Source organism: Annamia dubia NIES-4383 (genome assembly GCF_055394725.1).
The window spans coordinates 1,205,901-1,218,802 of sequence record NZ_AP025630.1 but is presented as its reverse complement, the minus strand read 5'-3'; the positions used below and the strand labels follow the sequence as shown (position 1 = coordinate 1,218,802).

The following is a 12,902-nucleotide window of genomic DNA, read 5'->3' as shown; positions in this document are numbered from 1 at the left end:
GAACAAATCCTCGACTTTTTTAATTTAAAATTATTATTTTAAAACTGAAGGAATTTGTTTTAAAATATGAGCAGTAATTTCTTCAGGTGTTTGATGAGCTTCTATTTTAATCATTAAATCAGCCTGTTGATATAAATTAATTCTTTGCTCTAAAATATGGGTTAATTTTGTTGTTAAATCCGTTTCTTTTAATAAAGGTCTAGTTTCATCTTCAGCTAATCTTGTTACTAAAATATTAACATCAACATCTAACCAAATAGTTAAACCATAACGTAAATAACTCCAATTTTTTTGCTTAAGAATAATACCCCCCCCCGTTGAAATTACACTTCTGGTATAGGATGAAAGTTGCTCTAAAATTTCCGTTTCTAAAGTGCGAAAATACGTCTCTCCTTCCTTTTCAAAAATTTGATTAATACTTTGATTGGCTACTTTTTCAATGACAAGATCCGTATCAAAAAAACGATAATCTAACTCATGTGCTAATAAATGGCCAACCGTACTTTTCCCCGATCCCATCATTCCAATTAAATATATATTTAAGCCTTTTAATAAATTATTCATAACTTTTGAAATTGAAAAAAATGTAATTTTAAAAACTATTGTTTTAGATTATCCAGTATCATGATTAATTCAATTATCTAATATGTTAAAGAAAAGTTAAACTAGATTTTATTGAAAATACACAATAATCAATTTGGTTATTATATAATAAGAAAATTAAAACATCAAATTTAACAAACTATTAATCATTGTGATATGGAAAAATTTATTGAAGTTGTACCCGATCAATCCAGTTTAATCGAGCGATCGCTTAAAATTGTTTTAGAAAAAATTTTAAATACGATTGAACAAAAAGGAAAATGTACATTAGTTTTATCCGGTGGTAGTACGCCCAAACCCTTATATCAAGCTCTTTCCCGTCAAAATATTTCTTGGGAAAAACTCTATATTTTCTGGGGAGATGAGCGTTATGTACCTTCTAGCCATCCCGACAGTAATCAAAATATGGCGCGTCAAGCGTGGTTAAATCAAGGCAAAATTCCCCCTGAAAATATTTTTGCAATGCCAACTTCAGCAGAAAATCCTGACTATGACGCTCAATTTTATCAGATTCAATTAGAAAACTTTTTTGAGTTAAATCAAGGGGAATTACCTAGTTTTGATATTATTTTATTAGGAATGGGTGATGATGGTCATACAGCCTCTTTATTTCCTCACACCAATGCTCTTAAAGTGAGCGATCACCTTGTCACAGTGGGCAATAAAAATGGTGAACCCCGTTTAACCTTAACCATTCCAGTGATCAATAATGCTCAGAATGTAATTTTTATTGTCTCAGGGCAAAATAAACAAATGGCCTTAGAACAAATTTTTTCATCTGAGCCTGATTATGAGGCTTATCCCTCTAGTTTGATCAAACCTCAAGGCGAACTTTGGTGGTTATTGGATCAAGCGGCCGGAGCGCATTTAAAATCAGCCGTTTAATGAGCCTGTGCAGACAGGCTTTGTCTATGTAGCCAAAACCCTTTCAGGGTTTTGGGTAATAATTTGCCGACTAAAATACAGCCTGTGCAGACAGGCTTTGTCCATGTAGCCAAAACTCTTTCAGGGTTTGGGGTAATAATTTATCATAGTTTTACCGATCACTGATCACACTCACTTCTAAACCTTCCCTTGCCACAAAAGCATTTTCACATTGGGCTTTAACTTCCTCCGTAATACGATCCATCATCTCATCACTATGGTTAGGCTCATGGTGAAAAACCGCCAAACGCTTGACTCCGGCCGCCCTAGCCACCTTTAAGCCTTCTTGCCATGTGGAATGACCCCAACCCACTTTCGGCGATTTGGGATTATGATATTCTTCATCGGTGTACATCGCATCATAAATCATAATATCCGCATTTTGAGCGATCTTGATAATATTTTCATCAAGGTGATCGGGAAAATGCTCAGTATCAGTACAATAGGCGATCGCATGGCCATTCCATGCCACCCGATAACCCATCGCCCCATTAGGATGATTTAATTCAATTGTATCAATTTCAATATCATCCAAATAAAAAGTTTCCCCACAGATGAGATCATGAAACTTCAGATCCGCCTTAATCGCCTTAACTGGTACAGGTGAATTAGTATGTAAAACTCGTTGATAAAAATGCTCCTCAAGGTTCATTTTTTCGCCCTCATCTGGGACTTGCCCATGAATATAAATGCGGTTTCCTTCCGTAAACAGAGGACTAAAAAAAGGGATACCTTGAATATGATCCCAATGGTAATGGGTAAAAAACATATAAGTTTCAAGGGGCATTTCGTCTTCTAAACTTTTAGACATTTGCCGTAGACCTGTACCCCCATCAAAAATAAGATGTTTGCCACCGATACGCATTTCAATACAGGAGGTATTTCCACCATAACGCACAGTGGAAGGGCCTGGACAAGGAACACTACCCCGAACTCCCCAAAATTTTACTACAAATTCACTCTTAGAAAGATTTTTCATAAGGCCCCTTTAAGGCTTGAATACAGAACATTGACCATGATGGCGTAAAAGATGATCACATAAAACTAATGCTACCATTGATTCTACCATTGGCACGGCTCTGGGTAAAACACAAGGATCATGTCTTCCTTTAGCGGCTAAGGTGGTAGCTTCCCCTGTTTTAGTGACGGTGCGTTGCTCTTTTCCAATGGTAGCAGTGGGTTTAAAAACGGTGCGTAAAATGATATTTTCACCGTTGCTGATGCCCCCTTGGATGCCCCCTGAATAGTTGGTATAGGTACGCAGTTTGCCAGTTTCATCATAATAAAATTCATCATTATGTTCACTACCCGTTAACATTACTCCGGCAAAACCTGAGCCTATTTCAAAACCTTTAGAGGCTGGGAGAGACATCACGGCCTTAGCCAGATCCGCTTCTAGTTTATCAAAAACTGGTGATCCCAACCCTAACGGAACATTCCGAGCCACACATTCTACAATACCGCCGATCGAGTCTTTATTCCGTCTAATTTGATCAATATGATCAATCATTTTGAGGGCGGTTTCCTGATCGGGACAGCGTACAATATTACTTTCTACTTGTTCAAGGGTAACGGTATTGGGGTCAACCTCGGCCATAATATTTTGAATTTGTTTAACATAGGCTATTATTTCAACTCCGGCCACGGTTTTTAAAATTTTCTTGGCGATCGCTCCGGCCGCTACCCTTCCAATGGTTTCACGAGCCGAAGATCTACCGCCACCTTGCCAGCTACGAATGCCATATTTAAGATCGTAGGTAGCATCGGCGTGGGAAGGACGGTATTTAATGGCCATTTCATCATAATCTTGGGATCTAGCGTCCTTATTACGCACTAAGATGCAAATAGGAGTACCTGTAGTTTTACCATCAGCAACACCTGAGATAATTTCACAAAGATCACTTTCTCGGCGTGGCGTAGTAATTTTACTTTGTCCGGGTTTGCGCCGATCTAACTCAAATTGTATTTCAGTTTCAGTAATTTCTAAGAGGGGAGGACAACCATCAATAACCACTCCTACCCCACCGCCGTGAGACTCGCCAAAAGTTGTAATGCGAAAAAGATGACCAAATGTGTTACCCATTTTTCATAATCAGTGAACAACTATCAATTAACAGTAAACATTCTTGAGTCAATAGTCAAGACTAAAAACGAATCTACTTTATATATTAATATTATTAATTGACATAAAACTTACTTTTTGATGTTTCCTTTTTTAATAGCGGTATATAATGAACAGTTGATCATTACTTTTATCTATAACAGATGTCAGCAACTTCTACATTAATCAAAAATGAAACTGTCACCTTTGATGTACAAGGGATGAAATGTGCCGGATGTGTGAGTGCGGTAGAAAGACAACTAAAACAACATCAGGGCGTGATCTCCGCCTGTGTTAACCTTATTACCGAGGTGGCGGTGGTAGAATATGACAAAAATCTGATTAATCCCGATCAATTAGCAGAAAAATTAACTAAAACGGGTTTTCCTTCTCAAGCTAGAATTAATTTAAAATCTAATTTTAAAGATATATTAACTCCTTTTGAACGCAGAAAAAAAGAAGAAAAAATACAAATTAATCGTTTAATAACAGCTATTATTTTATTAATATTTTCCGGTTTAGGTCATTTACAACATTTTGGAATTAACCCTGTTGCCATCGTTAGCAATATCTGGTTTCATTGGGGTTTAGCCACTTTAGCCCTACTTATTCCGGGTTTTCCCATTTTAAAAGAAGGTTGGCAAGGTTTAATTCATGGAATGCCAAATATGAATACTTTAGTGGGTTTAGGCACTATTAGCGCCTATTTAGCGAGTTTTATTGCTTTATTATTCCCCCAACTAGGATGGGAATGTTTTTTTGATGAGCCTGTGATGTTATTAGGATTTATTTTACTAGGTAGGATTTTAGAGGGAAAAGCGAGGGCGAAAGCTTCTTTAGCCTTAGAAAAATTATTTTCCCTACAGCCTTTGGTGGCTTGTTTAGTGGGTAAAGATGTGACTCAAACGGGTATTAATATTCCCGTTGAACAGATCAGGGTGGGGGAATGGGTGAAAATTTTACCTGGGGAAAAAATCCCCGTAGATGGTTTAATTATTAAAGGGGAATCTACGGTTAATGAGGCGATGTTAACGGGAGAGCCTACCCCTATTTATAAAAAAGTGAGTGATCCGGTGAAAACGGGTACAATTAATTTATCTGGTTTATTGATCGTTGAAACTACCCACACCACCGAAGAAACGGTTTTAGCTCAAATTATTAAATTAGTGGAGGCCGCTCAAACTCGCAAAGCTCCGATTCAAAAATTAGTGGATACGGTGGCAGGTTATTTTGGTTATGGTGTGATGGCGATCGCACTGTTAACCTTTTTATTTTGGGACTTATTTGGCACAAAAATCTGGCCTGAAGTGTTGATGGTGAGGGCTTCCTATGGCGATCACCTTGATCACATTCTGACCACTTCCCCCCTATTATTGAGTTTAAAATTAGCCATCGCTGTGTTAGTGGTGGCTTGTCCCTGTGCGTTAGGCTTGGCCACACCTACCGCCATTTTAGTGGGAACGGGGATCGGGGCTGAAAAAGGAATTTTGATCAAAGGTGGAGACATTTTAGAGCAAGTTCACCGCTTAGATACCATTGTTTTTGATAAAACTGGCACGATCACCCAAGGACAGCCCACCGTGGCGGCCATTCTCCCTTTAGGGCAACTTTCACCCCAAACTATTTTACAATATGCGGCCACGGCCGAAAGTGGCACTAATCACCCTTTAGGCCTAGCATTATTAGAGGCCTTAAATCAAGCAAAATTAGCACTTTTACCCGTTCAAAATGTTCAAACCTCGGCCGGATTGGGCATTAGTGCTACCATTGAGGGAAAATCGGTTATTTTAGGTAATCAACAATGGATCATTGACAATTTATGCTTGAACCTTGAAACACAACAATTAACACAAGCAAAATCAGTCAGTCAAGACCAAACCCTCGTTTATTTGGGCATTAATGGCACATTAGAAGGGATTATTGCCTTTGAAGATCAAATTAGACCTGATGCGGTTCAAACCGTCCAAAAACTGCAAGAAATGGGGTTAAATGTCATCTTAATGACGGGCGATCGCCCCGAAGTAGCCACAGCGATCGCGCAAAAATTAGGCATCAAAGAAGTATTCGCGCAGATGTTACCCTCAGCCAAAGCCACCAAAATTAAAAACTTACAACAAGATTTAAAAAATCAAAGTAAAATAGTAGCAATGATAGGAGATGGAATCAATGATGCTCCTGCCCTTGCCCAAGCAGATCTAGGAATAACCCTCAAAAGCGGTACAGAAATAGCAATGGAAACTGCTCAAATTGTTTTAATGAAAAATAATCTTTGGGAGGTGGTTGAGTCAATAAAATTAAGTTTGGCAACCTTTGACAAAATAAGACAAAATCTCTTTTGGGCTTTAGGTTATAATACCTTTGCTATCCCTGTAGCGGCGGGTTTTCTGTTACCAAAATTTGGACTTTTTCTATCTCCCGTCTTAGCGGCGGCTTTAATGGCAATTTCATCTGTGATCGTTGTTACCAATTCTTTATTATTGCGTCGCTTAATCAGTAATAGTTAGCTATTAGTTAAAAACGATTTAAAATCTAATATTTATCAATTAATTAATTACTGAAATTATGACTGTAATACCCCAAAAAGAACATATTTTAATGATTGATGATAATAAAGGAACACAAGAATTTACACTAGAGGAAGAATTTTATACTCTAGGGCGTGATCGCTCTTGTGAATTAAGGATCCGTTCTCAATTTGTTTCTCGTCATCATGCGGTTTTAAGACGTTATTTTGATGGAAATAAACAATCTTATTATGAAATTGAAGACGGTGATGGAAAAGGCAATAAAAGTTCTAATGGGTTATTAATTAATGATGTAAAAAAACCAAAACATTATTTACAAGATGGGGATAAAATTGTGTTTGGGCCTCAAGTTTTTGCGATTTATCGTTATCGTCAAAAAGATCAATTTGGCACTGAAAATTATGATGATCCCTATGATATTACTTTGATTGATCCCTCTATGGCTGAAGATGGAGAAACACCGGAATAATTGGTTATTTGTTATTTGGAACAGATTACTTATTACTTATTACTTATTACCGATTATTCGGTGATAACATTGATAAATTTCCAAGCGTTATTTTCAGAAACGGCATTTTTTACCTTTTGGGATAATTGATGACAATGATTATCAAGTTGTAAAGGAAGTTCATCATTTTTAACCACAAAATTAACTTTAATTCCTTTATCTGAATTCATGGTTGTATCAATTAAAATTTCCGCAGTAACTAACTTACTAAAAGGAACATTGCCGGGTGTTTCTCTTGCCATTAAATAATCATTAGTGCTGTAAATCATATCAAAATGACAAGTAGGCATCACTTGATTAACAAAGGAGTGAATTTCGTTAACGGTTGATTTGACAAAAAAGGAGTATGTATAACGAGCCATATCAATAAAATAAAATTCAAAATTTAAAATAAAAAATTGTCAATGGTTAATTGTCAATTTTGATGTTGTGATCTTCTTTAGGTTAGAATAACATTGTTTATTATCTTATCTTATCTTTGACAAATGAAAGGTCAATTAATTGTTTTTGAAGGTGGGGAAGGTGCGGGGAAAACTACTCAGATTCAAAAAATTATCCCTTGGTTGCAATCTAATTTTAAAGAGGAATTTCCCATTTTTGTCACCAGAGAGCCGGGTGGAACTCTTTTAGGGAATAGGATCCGAGATTTATTATTAAATTGTGAAGATCTTGATCTTCACAATTTAACGGAATTATTACTTTATGCGGCCGATCGCGCTCAACACGTTGAAGAATTTTTAAAACCCCATTTAGCTCAAGGTAGTATTATTCTATGCGATCGCTATTGTGATTCTACCATTGCCTATCAAGGTTATGGCCGTGGCCTTAACCTTAATTTAATTCAAAAATTAAATCAGATCGCTACAAGTGGTTTACAAAGTGATTTAACTTTATGGTTAGATGTGGATGTGGAAATAGGTTTAAAAAGGGTTCAAACAAGGGGTGAATGCGATCGGCTTGAACAGGAGGAAATCGCTTTTCATCAGAGGATAAGAGAGGGTTTTGCTACTTTAGCTAAAAATAATCCTGAGCGAATTATCAGAATAAATGGCAATCAATCAGAAGATCAAGTGCATGAAGAAATTAAATCTATTTTAGATCAAAGATTAAGTTTATAAAATTGATGATTGACAATTGATTAATTAGGTTTAAAAATACCAAAATGAGCAAAAAATAAAAAATTTTTCTGCCCTTTTTTTCCTCTATTATTAAATAGAATTACTTGTCAATTTTTGAAAGACAATTAGAAAATTTTACCTTTATTTATAATTATAATTTATGTTAGAATCAGTTAAAACAATTGATTTTTATAAAAAACATAGTTATCCTTTAGCTTTACTTCTAATTTGGTTATTTAGTTTATTGATTAGATTTTGGAAAATAGATCAATTTAATCAATTAGTTTTTGATGAAGTATATTATGCTAAATTTGCTAATAATTATTTGATTGGAAAACCTGTTTTTGATGCCCACCCCCCCCTAAGTCAATATATTATTGCTTTTGGCATTTGGTTTAGTCAATTATTACCTATTTCCCATGATGTAACAAATGATTTAACAGGCTCAATTTTATCGCCCTTTAGCTATCGTTGGATCAATGGTTTATTCGGCTCATTTATTCCAATTTTATTAGGAGGAATAGCCTATCAAATTACTCGCCGTCAATCCTATAGTATCATGGTAGCTGGATTAATGGCCTTAGATGGATTTTTCTTAGTAGAATCTCGTTATGCGTTAAAAAATATTTATTTAGTATTCTTTGGTTTATTAGGTCATTTCTTTTTTTTATGGGCGTTATCACCAAGGAAAAAATATTTTAAAAATCCAATTTTTAATAAATTTCCTTTTTGGTTAAATCCCTTAGATAAATTAGCTTTAGCAGGGTTCTTTTTAGGCTCATGTATTTCGATTAAATGGAATGGTTTATGCTTATTATTCAGTCTTTATTTAATCATTATTTCCGTTTATATTTATGATAGAATTAAACGAAAATATAACTTAGATATGGAAGGGCAAAAACCTTCATTTTTTTATGAAAATTTAATCAAAATAAAACCCTTATATTTAATCATCTTTTTAGTTATTATTCCCATCATAACCTATATACTTTGGTGGATTCCCCATTTAATTTTAAATCCCGAATATGGCTTAATCGAAGTCCATCAACAAATTTTTAATTTTCATAAAAATTTGGGTAATAAAACTAATATTCATCCCTACTGTTCCCAATGGAATACATGGTTTTGGATGGAACGACCCATCGCTTATTATTATAAAGAAATCTTTGAAAATGGCAAAAAATTTATTTATGACGTTCATGCCATCGGAAACCCTATTTTATGGTGGTTATCTTCCCTTTCCATAATACCAGTTTTTGGCTTTTTTATTTATAATACAATTCAATTTTGTCAGAATAAATTAAAAATAAATCATCATTTTTGGTTTTTCTTTTATCTGATTATTAATTATGCCATTAATTATTTACCTTGGGCAATGATTAAACGGTGTTTATTTTTATATCATTATATGGTGGCTTTTGTCTTTTCAATTATGGCCTTAGCTTGGATTTTAGAACGTAGTTTAAACAGTAAATTTAAACTTGTAAAAAACACAGCCAAAGCCTTGATTATTTTAATCATTATTGCCTTTCTGTTTTGGTTGCCTCTTTATCTCGGTTTACCTCTGCTTCCCCTTGAATATAAAATTAGAATTTGGTCAACTAATTGGATTTAATCATTAACAATTTAAACAAAAAAAGCAACCATTTCGAGGATTTTTCAAAATTAAATTAACTGATTAATTGTCAAATCTTGTAAACTATCAGCTAATTTATCCCCTATTCCTTCAATCCACTTTTCATCTTGTTTAGTATAACTACGGGGGGTATTAGCCCCTAAGATCATAACACCTTGAGCGCCCAAAGGTTGACAAATAATTCCTTGAGTATTTTGCGGTAAATAATCAAATTCGATCCGCCCAGGATATAATTTTAAATCAACTAAATAAATCGCTTTATTTTGTTCTAAAACTTTTTTGATAATATTACCTTGATTAACTTGATTATTTTTACCTAAAATACCCCTTCTTAATAACACTTGATCTTGATAATAAATCACCATAGATCTTGTGACCGTATTAGTTAAAATTAAATGACTAGCCCATGCTAATTCTTTTTTAATTTGATCGGGTAAAACTGGCAATAATTCAAAACCTTGTTCCCCAATTAATTCTACCGAATCGGGGGCAACAGGTTGAATATTTTGCCAAATTAAACCAATTAAAATTAAAAAACCGCATAAAATTACCCCCACCACATCCGATCGAGCTTGAGAGTCTAATAAAACAGGAGTAGTAAAACGATTAATTAATAAGAAAAAACCGCCTATTGTTCCCACAATAAAAGGTAATAGACGTACATAATTTTGCTCTTTAACTTTACTCATTTTTCGATTAGTTATTAGTTATTAGTTATTGGTTATTAGTTGTTTAAGATAGTGTTTTTATGTGAAATTTAATAATTTGTGGTACAGCCATCTTGCTTGTTATGCTATAAGCATTTGGCCGGTGACGGGCTAGAAGCCCATCCCACATTTTAGATCTCATTTTTAAATGCTATAATCATAAATTGAGGGCATAATTTAATGATAATTAATTAATCACGAACAACAAATAACGAATAACAAATAACAAATTAATTTAATCATCTATTAAGTCCAATATTCTTTGAAATAAATAACCCGTACCCCTAGCGGTTAAAATTAATTCAGGATTAGATGGATCTTCTTCTAATTTCGCCCTTAAGCGGGAAATATGAACATCTACGACCCTAGTGTCCACATGACGTTCGGGGGTGTAGCCCCACACTTCCTGTAAAATTTCAGAACGGGAAAAAGCCTCTCCAGAGCGACTTACTAACAACTCAAGTAAACTAAACTCCATCCCCGTTAAACGGATCCGCTCATCACCTTTATAAACTTGACGTTTATTTGTATCTATCTTAATGGAAGCCACATGGATCACCCCTGAACTGGGGATCCCGGGCGCTCCTTCCTTATCCACTCGTCTTAAAACCGAGCGGATCCTAGCTTCTAACTCCTTGGGGGAAAAAGGTTTAACCACATAGTCATCAGCCCCTAACTCAAGCCCCGTAATGCGATCAGCCACATCCCCTAAAGCCGTTAACATAATGATGGGAACATCAGACTCTTTGCGCAATTCTTGACAAACACCATAACCATCAAGTTTAGGCATCATCACATCTAAGACTACCAGATCAGGTTCAGCCATGCGAAAAGTATCAAGAGCTTCTTCTCCATCGGCCGCCGTGACTACATCATAACCGATCATAGATAAACGGGTTTCTAAGATGCGTCTAATACTTGCTTCATCATCTACGACGAGGATTTTTTCTTTACGAATTTCCAAGGGACTTAACACTCCTTTTTTAAGTTAAATTACTAATCATTAAGTTTGATTATAAGTTGTTTGCTTCAAAAATCTTATTTTAAAAGTATTTGTTAATCTAAAACTATTTAGTGATTTTGGTTTTAGCATAATTTGATCACTACTTAATCATGATCTTTGATTAAGATTGTACAATAGATTTTTAAAGTGTCGTAACACAAGTTTAAGAAATATTACTAAATTTCAACATTTTTTTGGTTTTTTGAGCAAAATGGCAAAATCTCGCATTGTTTATATTTGTAGTGAATGTGGCACTGAATCGGTACAATGGTACGGAAAATGCCCTAATTGTCTCGTTTTTGGTACTTTAGAGGAGCAGATACAGGAGACAAATAATAATGGTAATGGTAGTTTTAGCCGAGGGGGATGGCAGTCTCAACTGCGATCGGGGGGGCAGTCAACGGGAGAAGGTAAACCTAGAGCCTCTTTAAAATTTAGTGAGATCACCACCGATGTGCAAGAGCGTTTTCCCTCTGGCTATGGGGAGTTAGATCGGGTGCTAGGGGGGGGAGTTGTCCCCGGCTCACTGGTTTTGATCGGTGGGGATCCCGGCATTGGAAAATCTACTTTATTATTACAGACGGCTAACCAACTTTCCCAAAATTTACCCCGTATTCTTTATGTTTCGGCGGAGGAGTCTGGCCAACAAATTAAACTAAGGGCTAGTCGTTTAGGGGCTACCCGTAAGGAAGTGGAAAATATTACCCAAATTAATCACAATGGTCACAAAAAGAAAAAGCAGGTTTCTGAGGGTAGTGATAATTTAACAGATGTAACGAACGACTGGAATATTTATGTGATGCCAGAAACAGATTTAGAGGAAATTATTAGGGAATTAGAATCTTTAAAGCCTCAAGTAGCGGTAATTGATAGTATTCAAACCCTTTATTTTGCTTCTTTAAATTCAGCCCCCGGCTCGGTGGCACAGGTGCGGGAATGTACTTCCGCTTTGATGCAGGTGGCCAAGCGGGAAAATATAACCCTTTTAATTGTCGGCCATGTCACCAAAGAAGGTGCGATCGCCGGACCAAGGGTGTTAGAACATTTAGTGGATACGGTGTTATATTTTGAGGGAGATCGCTATGCTTCCCATCGCCTCTTACGTTCAGTCAAAAACCGTTTTGGGGCAACCCATGAAATCGGTATTTTTGAAATGGTTGAACATGGTTTAGCAGAGGTTTCTAACCCTTCTGAGTTATTTTTAGGCAATCGGGAAGACCCCTCCCCTGGGACGGCTACGGTGGTATCTTGTGAGGGTACACGCTCCATCGTGGTAGAGTTACAGGCTTTAGTCAGCCCCACCAGTTACACTTCGCCCCGCCGTTCCACTACGGGAGTAGATTATAACCGTTTACAGCAAATTTTAGCAGTTTTAGAGAAAAGAGTAGGGATTCCCCTCTCAAAATTAGATGCTTATGTAGCCTCGGCCGGTGGCTTAAATGTGGCCGAACCTGCGGCCGACTTAGGCATGGCAATCGCCATTGTAGCCAGTTTTCGGGATCGGGTGGTAGACTCTCGTACCGTTTTAATCGGGGAGGTAGGCTTGGGAGGTCAAGTAAGATTAGTTTCCCAAATGGAATTAAGATTAAAAGAAGCGGCTAAATTAGGATTTAAAAGAGCAATTGTCCCGAAAGGACAAGCCTATCCCGATGATTTAGGATTAGAAATAATCTGTGTTAGTAAGGTAATTGATGCGATTATTTCCGCTATTCCCCCCCAATCTCGTTTTGCTGGAACTGAAGAAAAAGAGGAAGACCCTCTTAATGTAGAATAAATT

General features: G+C 36.1%; 12 protein-coding genes. 6 read left to right on the top strand and 6 right to left on the bottom strand.

The genetic code is table 11. The features are described from left to right. Positions 1-33 precede the first annotated feature (33 nt). Positions 34-564, bottom strand: a complete 531-nt coding sequence (locus tag Anndu_RS05505) for a shikimate kinase (protein ID WP_464103412.1) — start codon at positions 562-564, stop codon at positions 34-36. A 195-nt stretch (positions 565-759) separates the two neighbouring features. Between Anndu_RS05505 and pgl the strand changes: the two genes are divergently transcribed. Further along, positions 760-1,488 (top strand): 6-phosphogluconolactonase, encoded by a 729-nt coding sequence (gene pgl, locus Anndu_RS05500; protein ID WP_464103411.1) that lies wholly within the window; start codon positions 760-762, stop codon positions 1,486-1,488. 151 nt (positions 1,489-1,639) lie between these two features. On the opposite strand, the gene Anndu_RS05495 is transcribed toward pgl, so the two are convergent. Together Anndu_RS05495 and aroC are read right to left on the bottom strand one after the other, a co-directional pair. Continuing rightward, positions 1,640-2,506 (bottom strand): MBL fold metallo-hydrolase, encoded by an 867-nt coding sequence (locus tag Anndu_RS05495; protein WP_464103410.1) that lies wholly within the window; start codon positions 2,504-2,506, stop codon positions 1,640-1,642. Positions 2,507-2,515: 9 nt separating this feature from the next. Beyond that, complete coding sequence (aroC, locus tag Anndu_RS05490; RefSeq protein WP_464103409.1) at positions 2,516-3,610, bottom strand: chorismate synthase; 1,095 nt, start codon at positions 3,608-3,610, stop codon at positions 2,516-2,518. A 182-nt stretch (positions 3,611-3,792) separates the two neighbouring features. Between aroC and Anndu_RS05485 the strand changes: the two genes are divergently transcribed. After that, positions 3,793-6,132 (top strand): heavy metal translocating P-type ATPase, encoded by a 2,340-nt coding sequence (locus Anndu_RS05485; protein WP_464103408.1) that lies wholly within the window; start codon positions 3,793-3,795, stop codon positions 6,130-6,132. Positions 6,133-6,190: 58 nt separating this feature from the next. Continuing rightward, entirely contained in the window at positions 6,191-6,622 is a 432-nt protein-coding gene (locus tag Anndu_RS05480) for an FHA domain-containing protein (protein WP_464103407.1), read from the top strand. A 53-nt stretch (positions 6,623-6,675) separates the two neighbouring features. On the opposite strand, the gene Anndu_RS05475 is transcribed toward Anndu_RS05480, so the two are convergent. Then, positions 6,676-7,023 carry a hypothetical protein gene (locus Anndu_RS05475; RefSeq protein ID WP_464103406.1) on the bottom strand — a complete coding sequence of 116 codons (348 nt, stop codon included), beginning with the start codon at positions 7,021-7,023 and terminating at the stop codon, positions 6,676-6,678. Between the two features lie 123 nt (positions 7,024-7,146). Between Anndu_RS05475 and tmk the strand changes: the two genes are divergently transcribed. Together tmk and Anndu_RS05465 are read left to right on the top strand one after the other, a co-directional pair. Then, the gene (tmk, locus tag Anndu_RS05470) at positions 7,147-7,779 is read left to right on the top strand and encodes a dTMP kinase (RefSeq protein ID WP_464103405.1); all 633 of its coding nucleotides are present in this window, start codon (positions 7,147-7,149) and stop codon (positions 7,777-7,779) included. Between the two features lie 160 nt (positions 7,780-7,939). Next, on the top strand, positions 7,940-9,394 hold the full coding sequence (locus Anndu_RS05465; RefSeq protein WP_464103404.1) for a phospholipid carrier-dependent glycosyltransferase: 1,455 nt from the start codon (positions 7,940-7,942) through the stop codon (positions 9,392-9,394). A gap of 50 nt (positions 9,395-9,444) precedes the next feature. On the opposite strand, the gene Anndu_RS05460 is transcribed toward Anndu_RS05465, so the two are convergent. Both Anndu_RS05460 and rpaB read right to left on the bottom strand, forming a co-directional pair. Beyond that, on the bottom strand, positions 9,445-10,104 hold the full coding sequence (locus Anndu_RS05460) for a cofactor assembly of complex C subunit B (protein WP_464103403.1): 660 nt from the start codon (positions 10,102-10,104) through the stop codon (positions 9,445-9,447). Positions 10,105-10,357: 253 nt separating this feature from the next. Beyond that, the gene (rpaB, locus tag Anndu_RS05455; RefSeq protein ID WP_464103402.1) at positions 10,358-11,086 is read right to left on the bottom strand and encodes a response regulator transcription factor RpaB; all 729 of its coding nucleotides are present in this window, start codon (positions 11,084-11,086) and stop codon (positions 10,358-10,360) included. Positions 11,087-11,336: 250 nt separating this feature from the next. Here rpaB and radA point away from each other — a divergent pair, with 250 nt between their 5' ends. Continuing rightward, positions 11,337-12,899 (top strand): DNA repair protein RadA, encoded by a 1,563-nt coding sequence (gene radA, locus Anndu_RS05450; RefSeq protein ID WP_464103401.1) that lies wholly within the window; start codon positions 11,337-11,339, stop codon positions 12,897-12,899. The last annotated feature ends 3 nt before the right edge of the window (positions 12,900-12,902 follow it).

What these genes read in the sequence shown, in the direction of transcription:
- Anndu_RS05475 (WP_464103406.1), bottom strand. Translation starts at nt 7,023, where the DNA reads ATGGCTCGTTATACATACTCCTTTTTTGTCAAATCAACCGTTAACGAA.
- pgl (WP_464103411.1), top strand. Translation starts at nt 760, where the DNA reads ATGGAAAAATTTATTGAAGTTGTACCCGATCAATCCAGTTTAATCGAG.
- radA (WP_464103401.1), top strand. Translation starts at nt 11,337, where the DNA reads ATGGCAAAATCTCGCATTGTTTATATTTGTAGTGAATGTGGCACTGAA.
- tmk (WP_464103405.1), top strand. Translation starts at nt 7,147, where the DNA reads ATGAAAGGTCAATTAATTGTTTTTGAAGGTGGGGAAGGTGCGGGGAAA.
- Anndu_RS05480 (WP_464103407.1), top strand. Translation starts at nt 6,191, where the DNA reads ATGACTGTAATACCCCAAAAAGAACATATTTTAATGATTGATGATAAT.
- Anndu_RS05505 (WP_464103412.1), bottom strand. Translation starts at nt 564, where the DNA reads ATGAATAATTTATTAAAAGGCTTAAATATATATTTAATTGGAATGATG.
- Anndu_RS05465 (WP_464103404.1), top strand. Translation starts at nt 7,940, where the DNA reads ATGTTAGAATCAGTTAAAACAATTGATTTTTATAAAAAACATAGTTAT.
- Anndu_RS05485 (WP_464103408.1), top strand. Translation starts at nt 3,793, where the DNA reads ATGTCAGCAACTTCTACATTAATCAAAAATGAAACTGTCACCTTTGAT.
- Anndu_RS05460 (WP_464103403.1), bottom strand. Translation starts at nt 10,104, where the DNA reads ATGAGTAAAGTTAAAGAGCAAAATTATGTACGTCTATTACCTTTTATT.
- aroC (WP_464103409.1), bottom strand. Translation starts at nt 3,610, where the DNA reads ATGGGTAACACATTTGGTCATCTTTTTCGCATTACAACTTTTGGCGAG.
- Anndu_RS05495 (WP_464103410.1), bottom strand. Translation starts at nt 2,506, where the DNA reads ATGAAAAATCTTTCTAAGAGTGAATTTGTAGTAAAATTTTGGGGAGTT.